The 18,272-nt window shown below is 54.7% G+C and carries 17 protein-coding genes; 13 read left to right on the top strand and 4 right to left on the bottom strand.

Translation table 11 applies throughout. The annotated features are described in order from the left end of the window. Positions 1 to 287 precede the first annotated feature (287 nt). The 8 genes from hinT (at position 288) to DK872_RS01590 (ending at position 6,394) form a co-directional block, all read left to right on the top strand. The gene (gene hinT / locus DK872_RS01625) at positions 288 to 647 is read left to right on the top strand and encodes a purine nucleoside phosphoramidase (RefSeq protein WP_007374508.1); all 360 of its coding nucleotides are present in this window, start codon (positions 288 to 290) and stop codon (positions 645 to 647) included. A gap of 1 nt (position 648) precedes the next feature. Next, positions 649 to 1,023 carry a YcfL family protein gene (locus DK872_RS01620; protein ID WP_007374509.1) on the top strand — a complete coding sequence of 125 codons (375 nt, stop codon included), beginning with the start codon at positions 649 to 651 and terminating at the stop codon, positions 1,021 to 1,023. A 10-nt stretch (positions 1,024 to 1,033) separates the two neighbouring features. Continuing rightward, positions 1,034 to 1,687, top strand: coding sequence for a penicillin-binding protein activator LpoB (gene lpoB / locus DK872_RS01615; protein WP_161517974.1), 654 nt, complete (start codon positions 1,034 to 1,036; stop codon positions 1,685 to 1,687). Next, on the top strand, positions 1,668 to 2,483 hold the full coding sequence (gene thiK, locus DK872_RS01610) for a thiamine kinase (protein WP_161517973.1): 816 nt from the start codon (positions 1,668 to 1,670) through the stop codon (positions 2,481 to 2,483). Before lpoB ends, thiK begins: the two co-directional genes overlap by 20 nt. 11 nt (positions 2,484 to 2,494) lie before the next feature. Further along, positions 2,495 to 3,520, top strand: coding sequence for a beta-N-acetylhexosaminidase (nagZ, locus tag DK872_RS01605; protein WP_144136026.1), 1,026 nt, complete (start codon positions 2,495 to 2,497; stop codon positions 3,518 to 3,520). A gap of 36 nt (positions 3,521 to 3,556) precedes the next feature. Beyond that, on the top strand, positions 3,557 to 4,099 hold the full coding sequence (ycfP, locus tag DK872_RS01600) for an alpha/beta hydrolase YcfP (RefSeq protein WP_007374513.1): 543 nt from the start codon (positions 3,557 to 3,559) through the stop codon (positions 4,097 to 4,099). 255 nt (positions 4,100 to 4,354) lie between these two features. Next, a complete protein-coding gene (locus tag DK872_RS01595) occupies positions 4,355 to 5,659 on the top strand; it encodes an NAD(P)/FAD-dependent oxidoreductase (RefSeq protein WP_035943338.1) in 1,305 nt (434 codons plus the stop codon). Positions 5,660 to 5,854: 195 nt separating this feature from the next. Beyond that, entirely contained in the window at positions 5,855 to 6,394 is a 540-nt protein-coding gene (locus DK872_RS01590; RefSeq protein ID WP_071892715.1) for a glycine zipper 2TM domain-containing protein, read from the top strand. Between the two features lie 518 nt (positions 6,395 to 6,912). Here DK872_RS01590 and DK872_RS01585 read toward each other — a convergent pair. Beyond that, on the bottom strand, positions 6,913 to 7,548 hold the full coding sequence (locus tag DK872_RS01585; protein WP_079518114.1) for a TetR/AcrR family transcriptional regulator: 636 nt from the start codon (positions 7,546 to 7,548) through the stop codon (positions 6,913 to 6,915). A gap of 243 nt (positions 7,549 to 7,791) precedes the next feature. Between DK872_RS01585 and DK872_RS01580 the strand changes: the two genes are divergently transcribed. Beyond that, a complete protein-coding gene (locus DK872_RS01580; RefSeq protein WP_007374518.1) occupies positions 7,792 to 8,049 on the top strand; it encodes a DUF1471 domain-containing protein in 258 nt (85 codons plus the stop codon). A 79-nt stretch (positions 8,050 to 8,128) separates the two neighbouring features. On the opposite strand, the gene DK872_RS01575 is transcribed toward DK872_RS01580, so the two are convergent. The 3 genes from DK872_RS01575 to DK872_RS01565 form a co-directional block, all read right to left on the bottom strand. Further along, entirely contained in the window at positions 8,129 to 9,094 is a 966-nt protein-coding gene (locus tag DK872_RS01575; RefSeq protein WP_161517972.1) for a L,D-transpeptidase family protein, read from the bottom strand. Between the two features lie 154 nt (positions 9,095 to 9,248). Then, positions 9,249 to 12,695: a transcription-repair coupling factor gene (mfd, locus tag DK872_RS01570; RefSeq protein ID WP_079518113.1), complete on the bottom strand. Its 3,447-nt coding sequence runs from the start codon at positions 12,693 to 12,695 to the stop codon at positions 9,249 to 9,251. A 111-nt stretch (positions 12,696 to 12,806) separates the two neighbouring features. Beyond that, a complete protein-coding gene (locus DK872_RS01565; RefSeq protein ID WP_007374522.1) occupies positions 12,807 to 13,880 on the bottom strand; it encodes an acyltransferase family protein in 1,074 nt (357 codons plus the stop codon). A gap of 292 nt (positions 13,881 to 14,172) precedes the next feature. Between DK872_RS01565 and lolC the strand changes: the two genes are divergently transcribed. Genes lolC through nagK form a run of 4 tightly spaced genes read left to right on the top strand, consistent with a single transcriptional unit; the run spans position 14,173 to position 18,260 of the window. Further along, entirely contained in the window at positions 14,173 to 15,372 is a 1,200-nt protein-coding gene (gene lolC / locus DK872_RS01560) for a lipoprotein-releasing ABC transporter permease subunit LolC (protein ID WP_007374524.1), read from the top strand. After that, positions 15,365 to 16,066, top strand: coding sequence for a lipoprotein-releasing ABC transporter ATP-binding protein LolD (gene lolD, locus DK872_RS01555; protein ID WP_007374525.1), 702 nt, complete (start codon positions 15,365 to 15,367; stop codon positions 16,064 to 16,066). The genes lolC and lolD overlap by 8 nt, the downstream gene beginning before the upstream one ends. Next, entirely contained in the window at positions 16,066 to 17,310 is a 1,245-nt protein-coding gene (lolE, locus tag DK872_RS01550; protein WP_007374526.1) for a lipoprotein-releasing ABC transporter permease subunit LolE, read from the top strand. Before lolD ends, lolE begins: the two co-directional genes overlap by 1 nt. 38 nt (positions 17,311 to 17,348) lie before the next feature. Continuing rightward, entirely contained in the window at positions 17,349 to 18,260 is a 912-nt protein-coding gene (gene nagK, locus DK872_RS01545) for an N-acetylglucosamine kinase (protein ID WP_161517971.1), read from the top strand. The last annotated feature ends 12 nt before the right edge of the window (positions 18,261 to 18,272 follow it).

Genomic DNA, 18,272 nt, shown 5'->3' with positions numbered 1-18,272 from the left:
CGCCGGATGTGTTTTTGTAATGCGTTTGATAAGAGTTGTGCATGAAAATGCAAATGCGAAATATACGCATTCACTTCATAAATGTAAACAGATGTAATATTCATAATTGAAATGCTATTTCATTCACGCTGTGTTGAAAGGAGAAAGGTTCCTGCGGCAGAGAAGGGTGTAAAGGAGAAAGAAAAAGAGCGTTATGGTTGAAACAACAAGAGAATCTCGATCATACTCTAGGGCACGTAATTGACGATGGCTGCGGGTTGGCTCCGCGCCTGAAAAAGGAAAACGTCATGGCCGAAGAAACCATTTTCAGTAAAATCATCCGCCGGGAAATTCCCTCGGATATTGTCTACCAGGATGAACTGGTCACCGCTTTTCGCGATATCTCTCCACAAGCGCCGACGCATGTGCTTATTGTGCCGAATATCCTCATCCCCACGCTGAATGATGTCACCGAGGCGCACGAGCAGACGCTGGGACGCATGCTGACCGTTGCGGCCAAAATCGCCAGCGACGAAGGCATCGCCGAAGATGGATACCGTCTGATCATGAACTGTAATCGTCATGGTGGTCAGGAGGTTTACCATATCCATATGCACCTGCTGGGCGGGCGCGCAATGGGGCCAATGCTGGCTCATAAAGGTCTGTAAGATGATAAACGGGCGTGTCGCGCTGCTGCTGGCGGCGCTGGGGCTGGTGGGATGCAGTTCGCGCCCGGCTATTCCGGTCGCCAGCGATCAAACGCTGGTGATGGAGTCCAGTATTCTGGCGGCGGGCATTATCGCGGAGCCGCCGGAAATGGGCACGCAGGAGCTTCAACCTTCCGCCTCCTCCCGATTGTTTAATGAGCGGCAGCAGCCTGTGACGGTGCACTACCGTTTTTTCTGGTATGACGCCAGAGGTCTGGAAATGCACCCGCTGGAAGCGCCGCGCAGCATCACGATCCCGGCGCGTTCCGGCGTGACGCTGTATGGCAGCGCTAATTATCTGGGTGCGCACAGCGTCAGACTTTATCTCTATCTCTAAGGAGTGACACTTGATTAAAACATTTGGACGCTTCGCGCTACTGACCACACTGTCGGTGTTGTTGGCAGGGTGTATCAGTAATCAACAGCCAGCGCCGGTTGAACCGGCCGGCGGCGCTCAGCAGCCTGCCCAGCCGCAACCGCAACCGACGCAGCCAGTTCCGACAGTACCGTCGGTTCCGACGTTACCACAGCAGCCTGGCCCAATCGAACACCAGGATCAAACCGGACAGCCCGCGCCGCGCGAACGTCATTATGACTGGAACAGTGCGGTGCAGCCGATGGTCGGTAAAATGTTGCAGGCCAGTGGTGCCAACGCTGGCAGCGTTTTGCTGGTTGATAGTGTAAACAACCGTACCAACGGTTCGATCAACACCGGCGAAGCCACCGAAGTGGTGCGCAACGCGCTGGCCAATAACGGCAAATTTACGCTGATTACCGCGCAGCAGCTTTCGCTGGCGAAACAGCAATTGGGGCTCTCCCCGCAGGACAGCCTGGGTACCCGCAGTAAAGCCATTGGCATTGCCCGCAACGTTGGGGCGCAGTATGTGCTTTATTCCAATGCGACCGGCAACGCCAGCGCACCCGCGTTACAAATGCAGCTGATGCTGGTGCAGACAGGCGAAATTATCTGGTCGGGTAAAGGTGCGGTTCAGCAACAATAAACAGACGCGTGACACTGTGTTGTCACGCTATTTTCCGACGTATACTCCCGTCGCCAGCCAGAATAGCGGGCTAAGCGGCGGGAGTTGCCTTATTCGCGATGGCCAGCACACGCTGGTGCTGCGCCAGCGTCACCAGGCCGCTTCCTCGCCATTTCTGCGTCAGTACCGTTTGCTCCGCCGCTTGCCCGCAACCCTCGCGCCGCGCCCGCAACTCTATACTGGTACCTGGATGGCGGTGGACTTTATACCCGGCGAGATCAAAACGGCCTTACCGCAGCCTGATGTACTGGCGGCATTACTCCGCGATTTACACCATCAGCCACTTTTTGGCTGGCGTATTACGTTGTTGCCGCTGCTGGAGCGATACTGGCAGCAGAGCGCGCCGACGCGGCGCACCCCCTTCTGGTTGCGACAGTTAAAGCAGTTAAGAAAACAGGGCGAACCGCAGCCGCTACGGCTCGCGCCGCTGCATATGGATGTCCATGCGGGAAACCTGGTGCACAGCGCCGTGGGTTTGCGGCTTATCGACTGGGAATATGCTGGCGATGGTGATGTTGCTCTCGAGCTCGCCTCGGTATGGACGGAGGATGAGGTGCAGCGTCTGCAGTTGGTTGCGCAGTATGCTCAGCAGGCGGCGGTCGATCCGGTAATATTAGTGCGCCAGGTTCGACGCTGGCGGCCCTGGGTATGGATGTTGATGGCGGGCTGGTTTGAGTGCCGCTGGCAGCAAACGGGCGAACAACAATTTATTACGCTGGCAGATGCAATCTGGCGGCGGTTACAGAACAAAGAATAAGAGAGGTCAGTGTGGGTCCGGTAATGTTGGATGTGGAAGGGTATGAACTGGATGCGGAAGAGCGCGAGATTCTGGCGCATCCGCTGGTGGGCGGCCTGATTCTCTTTACCCGTAATTATCACGATCCGCAGCAGTTGCGGGAACTGGTGCGCCAGATCCGCCAGGCTTCGCATCACCGTCTGGTGGTGGCGGTCGATCAGGAAGGAGGGCGGGTGCAGCGTTTTCGCGAAGGCTTCACGCGTTTGCCTGCTGCCCAGGCTTTTTCCGCTCTGCACGGGTTAGAAGAGGGCGGGCGGCTGGCGCAAGATGCCGGCTGGTTGATGGCCAGTGAAATGATCGCCATGGATATTGATATCAGCTTTGCCCCGGTGCTGGATGTTGGACATATCAGCGCCGCCATCGGCGAACGTTCTTACCACGAAGATCCGGCTAAAGCGCTGGTGATGGCGAGCCACTTTATTGATGGTATGCACAGCGCGGGAATGAAAACGACCGGTAAACATTTCCCGGGGCACGGCGCGGTAACCGCAGATTCACACAAAGAAACACCGCGCGATCCGCGTCCGCTGGCGGAGATTCGCGCGAAAGATATGTCGGTATTCCGCTCGCTGATTGAGCAAAATAAACTGGACGCCATTATGCCCGCGCATGTGATTTATACCGATGCCGATCCGCGTCCGGCCAGCGGTTCACCGTGGTGGTTGAAAACCATTCTGCGCGGCGAGCTGGGTTTTAACGGCGTGATTTTTTCTGACGATTTGTCGATGGAAGGCGCGGCAATCATGGGAAGTTATGCAGAACGCGGGCAGGCATCGCTGGATGCCGGTTGCGATATGATCCTCGTCTGTAATAATCGTAAAGGCGCAGTCAGTGTGTTAGATAACCTGTCGCCGATCAATGCAGAGCGTGTTACACAATTGTATCATAAAGGTTCATATTCTCGTCAGGAGTTGATGAGTTCGGCGCGCTGGAAAGCGGTCAGTACAGCACTGGAGCAGTTGCATGAGCGCTGGCAGGAGCTGAAAGCCGCCCATTAACCCCTGAGGACGTGATGTCGAAGTGGTGAGGATACAATGATTATCTATTTACACGGTTTTGACTCAAACAGTCCCGGCAACCATGAAAAAGTGTTGCAGCTACAGTTTATCGATCCGGATGTTCGCCTGATAAGCTACAGCACGCGGCATCCGAAACATGATATGCAGCATCTGTTGAAAGAAGTCGACAAGATGCTGCAACTCAACGTGGATGAACGCCCGCTGATTTGCGGCGTCGGCCTTGGCGGTTACTGGGCAGAGCGCATTGGTTTTCTCTGCGACATCCGCCAGGTGATGTTCAATCCGAACCTGTTTCCCTATGAGAACATGGAAGGGAAGATTGACCGGCCGGAAGAGTATGAGGACATTGCCACTAAGTGTGTCGCTAACTTTCGGGAGAAAAATCGCGATCGCTGCCTGGTGATCCTGTCGCGAAAAGATGAAGCACTGGACAGCCAGCGCTCTTCCGATGAGTTGCATCATTACTATGAGATTGTCTGGGACGAAGAACAGTCGCATAAGTTTAAAAATATCTCGCCGCACCTGCAGCGAATTAAGGCCTTTAAAACCCTTGGTTAATCCTCTCCCCGGCAGGTTCTTGTCTGCCGGGCTCCTCTTTTTCTCCTCTACTGACGGGCAGTTTTTCGCTGCGTGACTACACTTGCTCAACTTTTAGGCATGAAAACTTGATTCATATCAATTTTGGTATGACCATTGAACCGTTCGTGATATTCTCGACGTCAAAGTGAGGTTGCACGTGCGTAACCTGTTGTTAATTAAGAGCTATTTTTATAACTTTTAATTAACAATTGGTTAATATTTTAGGGGGTCATTTTGACAACACCGTTGAGAAAGATTGTGATCGTAGGTGGTGGCGCTGGCGGTCTGGAACTGGCAACACAGTTAGGTAAAAAGCTGGGACGCGGTAAAAAAGCCAAAATTACGCTGGTCGATCGTAACCACAGCCATTTATGGAAACCCCTGCTGCACGAAGTGGCAACCGGTTCGCTGGATGAAGGTGTTGATGCGCTGAGCTACCTGGCGCACGCACGCAATCATCATTTCCAGTTCCAACTGGGCTCTGTGGTGGATATTAACCGCGAAAGCAAAACCATCACCCTGGCGGAATTGCGTGATGAGAAGGGCGATCTGCTGGTGCCGGAACGCAAACTGGCCTATGACACGTTAGTGATGGCGCTGGGCAGTACCTCGAACGACTTCAACACGCCGGGCGTGAAAGAGCACTGCATTTTCCTCGATAACCCGCATCAGGCGCGTCGCTTCCATCAGGAAATGCTCAACCTGTTCCTGAAATATTCGGCCAACCTTGGCGCTAACGGCAAAGTTAATATTGCGATTGTCGGTGGCGGCGCGACCGGCGTTGAACTCTCCGCAGAGTTGCACAATGCGGTGAAACAGCTTCATAGCTACGGTTATAAAGGGCTGACGAATGAAGCGCTGAACGTCACACTGGTGGAAGCGGGTGAGCGCATTCTGCCAGCGTTGCCGCCGCGCATCTCCGGCGCCGCACACAATGAACTGACCAAAATGGGCGTACGCGTTTTGACCCAGACGATGGTCACCAGCGCCGACGAAGGCGGTCTGCATACCAAAGAGGGCGAATACATCAAGGCCGATCTGATGGTATGGGCAGCAGGGATCAAGGCACCGGATTTTATGAAAGAGATTGGTGGCCTGGAAAGCAACCGCATCAATCAGCTGGTCGTAGAGCCGACGCTGCAAACAACGCGCGATGCGGACATTTACGCCATTGGCGACTGTGCTTCTTGCGCCCGTCCGGAAGGCGGATTTGTGCCGCCGCGCGCGCAGGCTGCTCATCAGATGGCTACCCTTGCATTGCATAACATTCTGGCGCAGATCAAAGATAAGCCGCTGAAATCTTATGTTTATAAGGATCACGGTTCACTGGTTTCCCTGTCGAACTTCTCCACCGTGGGCAGTCTGATGGGTAACCTGATGCGTGGTTCAATGATGATTGAAGGTCGTATTGCGCGTTTTGTTTATATTTCGCTGTACCGTATGCACCAGATCGCGCTGCACGGCTATTTCAAAACCGGTCTGATGATGCTGGTCGGCAGTATTAACCGCGTGATCCGCCCACGTCTGAAATTACACTGATCCGGTTTCGCTGCTCTCCCGGTTGTTGGCCGGGAAGCAGCATATCCCGCTGCCTTGCACGCGTATGGTGGTCGGAAAACTCTGAATATCATCTTTTACCCCATCTGTATCCCTATTTTTGCGTGCTTTCCGATTGGCTTTACTATTGCTGAAGTTGCAAAATTGTTACCAATAGCCAACCAGGGAGAGAATCCTGTGAATAAATCAATGTTAGCGGGTATCGGTATTGGCGTGGCCGCTGCACTGGGCGTTGCCGCAGTGGCCAGCCTGAATGTCTTCGATCGCGGCCCTCAGTATGCGCAGGTCGTTTCAGCCACGCCAATCAAGGAAACAGTAAAAACGCCGCGTCAGGAGTGCCGTAATGTCACTATGACGCATCGCCGCCCGGTGCAGGACGAAAATCGTATTACCGGTTCGGTACTTGGCGCAGTGGCTGGTGGGGTGCTCGGTCACCAGTTCGGCGGCGGCAAAGGACGAGATGTCGCAACAGTCGTCGGCGCGTTAGGCGGCGGGTATGCTGGTAACCAGATCCAGGGCGGTATGCAGGAGCGTGACACCTACACCACCACCCAGCAGCGTTGCAGCACGGTATATGATAAATCGGAAAAAATGCTCGGCTACGACGTCACTTATAAAATCGGCGACCAGCAGGGAAAAATTCGCATGGATAAAGATCCGGGAACACAGATTCCGCTGGATAAAAATGGTCAGCTGATACTGAATAACAACGCGTAAAATAGTAGTACTCTGCATGTTAGCTCCCCATCGCTCAGGCTGGGGAGCTTTTTTTCATTGAAAAGCCCTGCATTGCTGCAAGGCTTAATCAGATCAAATGAAATCGTGTTGGCGTACCAGTAGTAGCCCGGTGATGAGAACAGATATAAAAGCAAATAATACGGAACCGCCTAACATAACCCACAGACCAAATAACAATGTAATTACTATTAGCACTTTAATGAATGGTAATAGCAAAATCATCTCCATTTTCCTTCTGCTTGTGATTAGTCAGTGAAGTACCCTTTATCCTCGACAAGTCATGCATTACAGCGCGTAAAAATGAGAGCAAAGGAAGGCCAGTGAATGTGTCATCATGACGCTTATTATTTGTATCATTCTGCTGAATGATTAGCACAGCAATAATCACAATTAATAATAGCAAAGCGGGGGATTTAGCTGATAGTTTTCACCTATTATTGAAATGTGATATCTCCATCACAGAGATAAAAAAAGAGACGGTTTCCCGTCTCTTTTTTTTATGCCTTGATCAAATTTGGCCACAGTCTCAGGGTCGTGCGCGTGATCTGTAGCAGCTTCTCAACGCTGGCACCTTCACGTGCACTGATCGACATCCCCTGCAAAACACACCCAAGGAATTCAGCCAGCGCCTGAGGATTTGCCTCCGCCGGGATCTCACCGCGCTGCTGGCGCTGAGTGAGGAACTGGAGCAGGGTATCTTCCTGCTGGGCATGCCGCGATTTGATCGTTTGCGCGATGGCCTGCGAAGAAGCTGCCAGCGTCGCCGAGGTGTTGATCATAAAACAACCGGCTGGTGTATCGGTGCTGGTGAAGCACTTTGCCACGGCGGTGAAATAATCCAGCAGTGCGGTTTCTACCGGTTTGTCCTCACAGAGCAACTGGGCTTCGTGCTGTCGGGCGAACCGCGCAATATAGCGATCGAGCACCGCGCGGAACAATCCCTCTTTATTGGTGAACTCAGCGTACAGCGTCGGTGCTTTCGCCCCGGTGGCTTCCACGAGATCGGATAATGATGTGGCTTCGTAGCCATGCTGCCAAAACAGCGTCATGGCTTTGTCGAGCGCCGCTTCCCTGTCGAACACTTTCGGTCGGCCACGGCATTTTTTGGTGCAACTGGTGACTTCACTGGTCATATTGCCGCTTAACCTTTGTTGGTTTGTTGAACGACCATTATAAAAATAATCTCCGCCAATGACCAGCAGCAAAATAGCACATATTAATAAAACATATGATTATGAAATTTAAGCAATTAATACTTTAATTAACATTCATTACAAAAATATGTTGGCCAGTGATGAAGATCACACTTATCATTTACCTATCGATCGTTAACTTAATGGTTAACGACATCTTTTATCTTCATTCAGGAAAAAATCATGAAAAACATCACTGCGCTTTTTGCCGCTGCTGCACTCAGTACGCTCTCTTTTGCCAGCTTTGCTGCCGTTGAAGTTCAGTCTGCGCCGACAGGCCAGCAGGAAGTTGCGGCCATTGGTGTCAGTGCGGGTTCCGATATCTCTTCCGTTGAAGCCAAACTGGCGCAAAAAGCCGATGAAATGGGCGCGAAATCTTTCCGCATCACTTCAGTGACTGGTTCTGACAACCTGCACGGTACCGCGGTGCTTTACAAATAACCCCAACCTCTCCTCCCTGTGCCACTGCAATAAAAAAGGCCCGCTGTATATCGCCGGGCCTTTTCTTTTCGCTCACTTTCTACAGAGCCTGCAAGACGCTCTCACTATGACGAGTAACATCAACCGGCATACCAGAGCGGATTTCTATTGCGTGGTTCATTATGCTGGCGTCGCTACGGGCATCGTCTTTGAAGGCCTGCATCGTGGCATTCAGCACGATGGGCTGCGTTTTCGGATCGTCATCAATCGATTTCGACAGCGGTTGATGTACTTCAATCAGCCGTCTACCGTCCGGCTCAACTGACGCTTTTATTGGCGCATTAATGATGTTCACCGGCGTTCCTGGCGTCACGTTGGCAAACAGACTGGAAATATCGGCATCGCGCAGGCGAATACAGCCAGAGCTGACGCGCATGCCGATACCGAAATCAGCATTAGTGCCGTGCAGCAGGTAAACCCCGCCAAACGCGGCAAGACGGATCGCATGATGCCCCATCGGGTTATCCGGCCCGGCTGGCATCACCGCAGGCAGATCAATCCCCTGAGCCTTATAACGCGCGCGGATGTTGGCAGTTGGCGTCCAGGTGGGGTTTGCACGTTTATCGGAAACTGTGGTGACCATTGTTGGCGTCAGGGTATCGCCACCTAACTGACCAATGCCGATCGGATAAACCGTCACTTCGTTTTTTCCCGCTGGGTAGTAATAGAGACGCAGTTCCGCGAGGTTAATGACAATACCTTTGCGTGGAACATCCGGCAGCAGGGTTTGCAGCGGGATCGTCAGCACGCTGCCAGCACGCGGCACATAAGGGTCGACGCCCGGGTTTGCCTGCAACAGAGCAAGAAAACCAACATTATATTTTTTGGCGATCGCTTCCAGTGAACCGCCATCATTTTGCACCACATGATAGCGGTTTTCGCCTACCAGACGGCTACCCTCAGCAGGTAATGGCCAGGTATTTGCCCGAGCAGGCAAGGTGAGGGTGGTGATGGTCGCAACGGTGAGGAGGGTGATCCAGCAGGTAAAACGTGCAATTCTTCTCATTACCATAATCCATATAAATTATGAGGTTATTTATATACAACTTTGTTATGGGATTATGATTGGTCAGGGTGTCGGGAAACCCTGGCTATTGCAAAATATTTGTAAATATTGCGAAAAATAACAGGCCGGGCCAGGCGGCCCGGCGCTGAGACCATCAGGCGACGGCGTTTTCGGCCAGTTGCTGCATAAAATTACGCACCCAGCCCATGCGGGTTTTCCGTTCGCTCAGATCCTGCATAAATTTCAGCCGCGTCGGACCATCCAGACGGAAATGCTGCGGCTGTTTTTGCAGCAGACCAATCAGCCACACCGGGTTGACATTGTTTTTCTCGTTGAACTCGATGATGCCGCCTTTTTCATTGCCTTCCAGTTTGCGGATCCCCAGCTTCTGCGCTTGCTGGCGCAACAGGGCGATATCCAGCAGGTTACGCGCCGCATCCGGTAGCAGCCCAAAGCGATCGATCAGTTCGACTTTTATCTCTTCCAGTGCGTTCGCATCTTTCGCGCTGGCGATGCGTTTATAGAACGACAGACGCGTATTAACATCAGGAATAAAATCGTCCGGCAATAGCGAAGGCATGCGCAATTCGACCTCGGTCTGCTGGCTGGTTAAATCCTCCAGCGACGGCTCGCGACCGGCCTTCAGCGCATCAACTGCGTTTTCCAGCAGTTCCATATACAGCGAGAAACCGATGGTTTCCATCTGGCCACTCTGATCTTCACCGAGCAGCTCGCCCGCCCCACGGATCTCCAGATCGTGCGTTGCCAGCGCAAAACCTGCGCCCAAATCCTCCAGCGAGGCGATAGCTTCCAGCCGTTTTTGCGCATCGGTGGTCATCGCTTTCGGGTGCGGCGTCAGCAACCAGGCGTAGGCCTGGTGGTGTGAGCGACCGACGCGTCCGCGCAACTGGTGCAACTGGGCGAGACCAAAGTGATCGGCGCGTTCGATGATAATGGTATTGGCAGTCGGAATATCGATCCCGGTTTCAATAATGGTGGTGCAGACCAGCACGTTGAAACGCTGATGATGGAAATCGTTCATCACCCGTTCCAGTTCGCGCTCGCGCATCTGCCCGTGACCGATAGCGATGCGCGCTTCCGGCACCAGCTCCGCCAGCCTGGCGGCGGCTTTCTGGATATTCTCCACATCGTTATACAAGTAATAGACCTGCCCGCCGCGCAGCACTTCACGCAGGATCGCCTCACGTACCACCAGGCTGTCGTACTCCCGAACAAAGGTTTTTACCGCCAGACGGCGCGCAGGTGGCGTGGCGATGATCGACAGGTCGCGCATCCCGCTCATTGCCATATTCAGCGTGCGCGGGATCGGCGTTGCCGTCAGCGTCAGAATATCGACATCGGCACGCATCGCTTTGATGCGCTCTTTATGGCGCACGCCGAAGCGGTGCTCTTCGTCGACAATCAGCAGGCCGAGATCTTTCAGCTTCACATCGCTTTGCAGCAGTTTGTGCGTGCCGATCAGAATATCGATTTTGCCCTCAGCGGCCTGTTCAAGAATTTGCGACTGCTCTTTGGCGCTGCGAAAGCGTGAGAGCATCTCAATGCGTACCGGCCAGTTGGCAAAACGGTCGCGGAAGTTATCAAAGTGCTGCTGCGCCAGCAGGGTGGTTGGCACCAGCACCGCCACCTGCTTGTTGTTTTCGACGGCAAGGAATGCCGCGCGCATCGCCACTTCGGTTTTACCGAAACCCACATCGCCGCACACCAGACGATCCATCGCCAGCGGCTGACACATATCGCTGAGCACGGCGTTGATCGCCTGCGCCTGATCCGGCGTGGTTTCGAAGGGGAAACCATCGCAGAACAGTTGATATTGTTCACGATCGTGCTTGAAGGCAAAACCTGCTTTTGCCGCGCGCTGCGCGTAGATATCCAGCAGCTCGGCCGCCACATCACGCACTTTTTCCGCCGCTTTCTGCCGTGCCCGCGCCCAGGCATCGCTGCCCAGTTTATGCAGCGGGGCAGTCTCTTCTGCGCCGCCCGCATAGCGGCTGATCAGATGCAGCGAAGAGACCGGGACATAAAGTTTGGCGTCACCGGCGTACGTCAGCATCAGGTATTCGCCTTTAATGCCGCCAGCTTCCAGCGTGGTCATACCGGCATAACGCCCGACGCCATGTTCCAGATGCACTACTGGCTGGCCGTCGTGCAACTCAGCGAGGTTACGGATCAGCGTGTCGGGATTAATCGTCCGTCGCGTATCCTGGCGGCGGCGCGCAACGCGTTCGCCCAGCAGATCGCTTTCGCAAATCAGTGCCCGGTTGCGCAGGGTGTCGATAAAACCATGCTCTGCGGAACCGAGCATCAGCCAGGCGCCCGGCGTTGACGCTTCGTCGAGACGCAAAATGCGTTTGGGCGCCACTTTAATGCGCGCCAGCAGTTCTATCAGCGCTTCGCGGCGGCCTTCGCTCTCGACCGAGAAAACCACCGGGCCGCTGAAGGACTCAAGGAACTTACGCAGGTTATCCAGCGGTGATTTTTGCTGCGCCTGTACCGCCAGTTCTGGCAACGCGCGATAACCGAGATTAACGTGCGCGGCTTTTTCACTGAGCCGTTCAGTTTTGAGCTGGATACGCGGCCATTTTTTCAGTTCGCTGAACAGCGCGTCGCTGCGCAGCCATAAGCTTTCCGGCGGCAACAGCGGGCGCATCGGATCCACACCGCGGCTCTCGAAGCGCGCCTGCGTCTCCTGCTGGAAACGTTCCGCACTGGCTTCCAGATCGCCGGTGTTGACCAGCAGCGTATTCGCCGGGAAATAGCTAAACAGCGGCGACAGCGGTTCGCTAAAGAACAGCGGCTGCCAGTATTCGATCCCGGCGGGCAGGGTGCCTTTGCTCACCTGCTGATAAATGTGTTCTGCATCGCGCTTCACCTCAAACCGATCGCGCCACTGGCTGCGGAACAGCTCAATGGCATTTTTATCGGTCGGGAATTCATGCGCAGGCAGTAAATTAATCGCCTCGACCTCTTCCAGCGTGCGCTGGGTATCGGCGTCGAACAGCCGTAAGCTGTCGATTTCATCGTCGAAAAAGTCGAGACGGAACGGCTGATCGCTGCCCATCGGGAAGAGATCCAGCAGTGCGCCGCGCGTGGCATATTCGCCGTGCTCCATCACCTGATCAACATGGCGGTAACCCGCGCTGTCCAGCTGCGCGCGCAGCTGATCGCGAGACAGCCGCTGCCCTTTTTTCATCACCAGCGCATGGCCGTGCAGATAGTTGTGCGGGCAGACGCGCTGCATCAAGGTATTGACCGGCACAATCAGCACGCCACGCTGCATGGCTGGCAGCTGGTAGAGGGTGGAAAGACGGGAAGAGATGATCTCCTGGTGTGGCGAGAAGCTGTCGTAGGGCAGAGTTTCCCAGTCGGCCAGGTTCATGACCAGATTATCGGTAAACTGGCTTATCTCGTCCTGCAAGCGCAGGGCGTTTTGCATATCCGGTGCGATCAGCACCACGGGACCAGCATGGCGCTCAATGATTTCCGCCACTTCGGTGGCGCAGGCGGCGCCGGTGAGTTCGCCAAACTGGCGCTGGTCACCCGCTTTGGTCGGCAGTGAATAACGATATTGTTCAGGCATAGAAGGTGTCGGAGTCTCTTGTGGATATACCCCCACATGGGGGCATATCACTGATACGCAATCCCTTGATTATCCGCGATTGCGTCATTTTAGCCAAGGTGAACGCATGGATCAGCGTGCGGTGGCGGGTTGGAAGAGTTTTGCCGGAGGGGTGAAAAAGAGATCGCCAAACAAGGCGCTGGAGAGTTTGCGCACCAGCAATCCAAACAGCGTACAGATAAGCAAAGTCGCAAACGGATAGACCAGCAGCAGCGCCAGTTCGGTTTGCGGCGGCCAGACACCGGCATTCAGCGGTTTGATCAGCGCCAGGCTGAATCCCTCAACCAGAATGCGATGGGTGGTGTAAATCGCCAGTGTATTGCTGCCCACTACATTCAACAGGCTCTTTTCACTCGGCGGGAAACGCTGCTCCAGCTCCCAGAACAGCCGCATAATGGCGACGATAGAAAGCAGGCAGAGCGGCAACGGCATCGCGAACATCCACAGGCCGAAGGCCGCGACCATCGCGAGGGCAAACAGCACGCCGTAACGGCGAATTTGTACGGTTTTGACCCACTCCATCAGGCTTGCGCCATACCAGGCACCCAGCGAGTAGAAAATCATATTACGTACTACGCTGTTCATTCCCCACCACGGCAGCGGCAGATAATTGATCGCCAGGCTGCTCAGGATCATCAGCGCCAGCATTGGCACTTTCCAGCGGCTCAACAGTTTACACAGGGTGAAATAGACCACCAGCGCGTACAGATACCACAGACTGGTGCTCGCGGTGAGCATCCCCTGTAAAAACTCAATCCAGCTACCAGCGTAAGCAGCATTCGCGGCGTTGCTCAGATCGCGTTCCGGTGCCAGCCATGCATTAAGCTGGCTTAAGCCTGCCCACTGCAATACGCCCCACAACGCCAGCACATATACAATGCTCCAGATGCGTTTATCGATGGTCTCTTTCCACGGCACCTCATCGATATAGCGGCGAATCAAATAGCCGGAGATAAAAAAGAACACCGGCATGCGAAAAGGTGCGAGGTAAAGATTGAAGTAGACCCAGCACTTCGAGAGCGTTTGCGACCATGGATGCTGAAATACATTGAGATGCGGATAAAAGGTAATCACAGAGTGGTAAATCACCACCAGACAAATACATAACCCTTTAATTTGGTTTAGCCACAAAGCTTTTTGTTTCACGTCCTTAGTCCCCTGCATTACAAAAAATTAAGTCTTTTATCCTGACTATTGAGGGCGTGAATGTGATGCGAAAATATCTGTATTTTGTCATTTTAGGATTAAGATCAGAATCGTTTGTGGTTGACCTCTGTGCAAACATGCAGCAGTTCAGCGTTGGCAGAATGGAATTATTGAGTTGATTTCCCGGCTTTTTTTCATATCACGCTGACGAATTCTTACGGTTCCTCTCATTTACGCTATGTGCTTTCGCTTATATACTCCTGACTCTGCTATCAGCAATCAGACGGATTTCATGTACCAGCCTGTCACTCTTTTCATAGGTCTGCGCTATATGCGTGGACGCGCAGCGGACCGCTTTGGCCGCTTTGTTTCCTGGCTATCAACCATTGGCATTACGCTCGGCGTCATGGCGCTGGTGACCGTGTTATCAGTGATGAATGGCTTCGAACGCGAGCTGCAAAACAACATTCTTGGGTTAATGCCGCAGGCCACACTCACCGCGCAAAACGGCTCCCTCAATCCGCAACAACTTCCTGCCAGCGCCGTGAAATTGCAGGGCGTAACGCGTATTGCGCCGCTGACTACCGGCGATGTCGTACTGCAAAGCGCGCGCAGTGTGGCGGTCGGCGTGATGCTGGGGATCGATCCGGCGCAGAAGGATCCACTGACGCCGTATCTGGTGAACGTTAAACAGAGCGACCTGCAGGCGGGCAAATACAACATCATCCTCGGTGAACAACTGGCCGGGCAATTAGGCGTTAATCGCGGCGATCAGATCCGCGTGATGGTGCCCTCCGCCAGCCAGTTCACCCCAATGGGGCGTCTGCCGAGCCAGCGTCTGTTCACCGTGATCGGTACTTTCGCCGCCAACAGCGAAGTGGATGAATATCAAATGCTGGTGAACATTGACGATGCGTCGCGGTTGATGCGTTACCCGGTGGGTAACATTACCGGCTGGCGCTTGTGGCTCAACGAGCCGCTGAAAGTGGACGTACTGAGCCAGCAAACGCTGCCGGAAGGCACAAAATGGCAGGACTGGCGCGATCGCAAAGGCGAATTGTTCCAGGCCGTGAGCATGGAAAAGAACATGATGGGGCTGCTGCTGAGCCTGATTGTCGCCGTTGCGGCGTTTAATATCATCACCTCGCTGGGCCTGATGGTGATGGAGAAACAGGGCGAGGTGGCGATCCTGCAAACCCAGGGGCTGACGCCGCGCCAGATTATGGCGATCTTTATGGTGCAGGGAGCCAGCGCCGGGATCATTGGCGCGCTGCTTGGTGCCGTGCTTGGCGCGCTGCTTGCCAGCCAGCTCAATAATCTGATGCCGATTATCGGCGCGCTGCTCGACGGCGCGGCGCTGCCGGTGGCAATTGAGCCGCTGCAGGTCGTGGGTATTGCGCTGGTGGCGATGGCCATCGCGCTGCTTTCAACGCTTTATCCTTCCTGGCGCGCTGCCGCCACTCAACCCGCTGAGGCTTTACGTTATGAATAAAATCCTGTTGCAATGCGACAACCTGTGCAAACGCTATCAGGAAGGCAGTGTGCAAACCGACGTGCTGCACAATGTCAGCTTTAGCATGGGTGAAGGGGAGTTGATGGCGATCGTCGGTAGCTCCGGTTCCGGGAAGAGTACGCTGCTGCATCTGCTGGGTGGGCTGGATACCCCGACCTCCGGCGATGTCATTTTCCGCGATCGGCCGATGAGCAAGCTCTCATCGGCGGCGAAAGCAGAGCTGCGCAACCGCGAACTCGGCTTTATCTACCAGTTTCACCATCTGCTGCCCGATTTTACCGCGCTGGAAAACGTGGCTATGCCGCTCCTCATCGGGAAAAAGAAACCGGCGGAAATTGATGCCCGTGCGCGGGAAATGCTGCGCGCCGTTGGGCTTGAGCATCGCGCCAGTCACCGTCCTTCTGAGCTTTCCGGCGGTGAACGCCAGCGCGTTGCTATCGCGCGCGCGCTGGTGAACAATCCGCGTCTGGTGCTGGCAGATGAACCGACCGGTAATCTCGATGCCCGCAACGCCGACAGTATCTTTGCGCTGCTGGGGGAACTGAATCAGGCGCAGGGCACCGCCTTTCTGGTGGTGACGCACGATCTGCAACTGGCGAAGCGTATGAATCGCCAACTGGAGATGCGCGACGGCCACCTGAGCGCCGATGTGACGCTGATGGGGGCAGATTAATGGCGCTGCCTCTGTCGTTATTGATTGGTCTGCGCTTTAGCCGCGGTCGCCGTCGCGGCGGAATGGTGTCGCTGATTTCGGTGATCTCCACTGTCGGTATCGCGCTGGGTGTGGCGGTGTTGATCGTCGGTTTAAGCGCGATGAACGGTTTCGAGCGCGAGTTGAACAACCGCATTCTGGCGGTGGTGCCGCACGGCGAGATCGAGCCGGTGAATCAGCCGTGGAACGACTGGGACACGGCGCTGGAAAAAGTGAAAAAAGTTCCCGGCATTGCTGCCGCTGCGCCCTATATTAATTTTACCGGGCTGGTAGAAAGTGGGGCGAATTTGCGCGCCATCCAGGTGAAAGGCGTTGATCCGGCGCAGGAGAGCGAGCTGAGCGCGCTGCCGAAATTTGTGCAGGGCGATGCCTGGCAGAATTTCCGTGCCGGTGAGCAGCAAATCATTCTCGGCAAAGGCGTTGCCGATGCGCTAAAAGTGAAGCAGGGCGACTGGGTATCGATCATGATCCCCAACTCGGACGACGCGCACAAACTGCTGCAACCGAAACGCGTGCGTCTGCACGTAACCGGGATTTTACAGCTCAGCGGCCAGCTTGATCACAGCTATGCCATGATCCCGATGGCGGATGCGCAGCAGTATCTGGAGATGGGCAGCAGCATTACCGGTATCGACATCAAAGTGAATGATGTGTTTAACGCCAATAAGCTGGTGCGCGATGCGGGCAGCGTCACGAACAACTATGTCTATATCAAAAGCTGGATCGGCAAGTACGGCTATATGTACCGCGACATCCAGATGATCCGCGCCATTATGTATCTGGCGATGGTGCTGGTGATTGGCGTGGCCTGTTTTAATATTGTCTCGACACTGGTGATGGCGGTAAAAGACAAAAGCGGCGACATTGCCGTGCTGCGCACGCTGGGGGCGAAAGATGGCCTGATCCGCGCCGTGTTTGTCTGGTACGGGCTGCTGGCCGGGCTGCTGGGCAGCCTCTGCGGCGTGGTGATTGGTGTTATTGTGGCGCTGCAACTGACACCGATTATCAACGTGATTGAGAAGATTATTGGTCATCAGTTCCTGTCGGGGGATATCTACTTTATCGATTTCCTGCCGTCAGAGTTACACCCGCTGGATGTGGTGTACGTGCTGGTGACGGCGTTACTTCTGAGCCTGCTGGCGAGCTGGTATCCGGCGCGCCGGGCGAGCAATATTGATCCGGCAAGAGTACTGAGCGGGCAGTAATCCCGCCGTTTTCACAGGGCCACAACGAAGGAGTGGCGATGAATTACGGATTTGATATCGGCGGCAGTAAAATCGCGTTAGGCGTCTTTGACGCTGAGCGACGCTTACAGTGGGAAAAGCGCGTCGCCACGCCCCACGACAGTTACGACGCGTTTTTGCGCGCCATCACCGGGCTGGTTGCCGAAGCGGATGAACGCTTCGGTAGCAAAGGCAGCGTCGGCGTCGGTATTCCTGGTATGCCAGAGACCGCCGACGGTACGCTGTATGCCTCCAACCTTCCTGCCGCCAGCGGTCAGCCGCTGCGCGCCGATCTCAGCGCTCTGCTTGCGCGGGATGTGCGTATCGATAACGATGCCAACTGCTTTACCCTCTCAGAAGCCTGGGATGATGAATTCCGCGACTATCCGCTGGTGATGGGGTTGATCCTCGGCACTGGCATGGGCGGCGGGCTGGTGGTGAACGGGAAATCGGTGACCGGGCGTCGTTTTATTACCGGAGAATTTGGTCATATTCGCCTGCCGGTGGATGCGCTGGGGCTGATGGGTTTTGACTTTCCGTTAACCCGCTGCGGCTGCGGCAAAATTGGCTGCATTGAGAACTATCTCTCGGGACGCGGTTTTGCGTGGCTGTATCAGTACTTCTACCATCAATCGTTGTCAGCGCCGGAAATCCTTTCGCACTGGGAGCAGGGCGAGGCGAAAGCGCGGGCCCATGTTGAGCGCTATGTGGATTTACTGGCGGTGTGTCTGGGCAATATTCTGACCATTGTCGATCCCGATCTGCTGGTGATCGGCGGTGGTTTATCAAACTTCAGCGCACTGACCCGGCTGTTGCCGGAACGCATTGCGCCGCATCTGCTGCCGGCAGGCGATGTCCCGTGTATTGAACGTGCTCGCCACGGCGATGCGGGCGGCATGCGCGGCGCGGCCTTCCTTCACTTAACTGATTAAATCCTGAGAGGA

Source organism: Kosakonia sp. MH5 (assembly GCF_009935945.1).
Lineage (GTDB): Bacteria > Pseudomonadota > Gammaproteobacteria > Enterobacterales > Enterobacteriaceae > Kosakonia > Kosakonia radicincitans.
Note: the sequence above shows the minus strand (reverse complement) of the source record. Positions and strands in the feature narration are given on the sequence as shown.

Excerpts from the sequence above, each read along its gene's own strand:
- hinT (WP_007374508.1), top strand. The coding sequence starts at position 288 with ATGGCCGAAGAAACCATTTTCAGTAAAATCATCCGCCGGGAAATTCCC.
- DK872_RS01620 (WP_007374509.1), top strand. The coding sequence starts at position 649 with ATGATAAACGGGCGTGTCGCGCTGCTGCTGGCGGCGCTGGGGCTGGTG.
- ycfP (WP_007374513.1), top strand. The coding sequence starts at position 3,557 with ATGATTATCTATTTACACGGTTTTGACTCAAACAGTCCCGGCAACCAT.
- DK872_RS01585 (WP_079518114.1), bottom strand. The coding sequence starts at position 7,548 with ATGACCAGTGAAGTCACCAGTTGCACCAAAAAATGCCGTGGCCGACCG.
- DK872_RS01580 (WP_007374518.1), top strand. The coding sequence starts at position 7,792 with ATGAAAAACATCACTGCGCTTTTTGCCGCTGCTGCACTCAGTACGCTC.
- DK872_RS01575 (WP_161517972.1), bottom strand. The coding sequence starts at position 9,094 with ATGAGAAGAATTGCACGTTTTACCTGCTGGATCACCCTCCTCACCGTT.
- mfd (WP_079518113.1), bottom strand. The coding sequence starts at position 12,695 with ATGCCTGAACAATATCGTTATTCACTGCCGACCAAAGCGGGTGACCAG.
- lolC (WP_007374524.1), top strand. The coding sequence starts at position 14,173 with ATGTACCAGCCTGTCACTCTTTTCATAGGTCTGCGCTATATGCGTGGA.
- lolD (WP_007374525.1), top strand. The coding sequence starts at position 15,365 with ATGAATAAAATCCTGTTGCAATGCGACAACCTGTGCAAACGCTATCAG.
- lolE (WP_007374526.1), top strand. The coding sequence starts at position 16,066 with ATGGCGCTGCCTCTGTCGTTATTGATTGGTCTGCGCTTTAGCCGCGGT.
- nagK (WP_161517971.1), top strand. The coding sequence starts at position 17,349 with ATGAATTACGGATTTGATATCGGCGGCAGTAAAATCGCGTTAGGCGTC.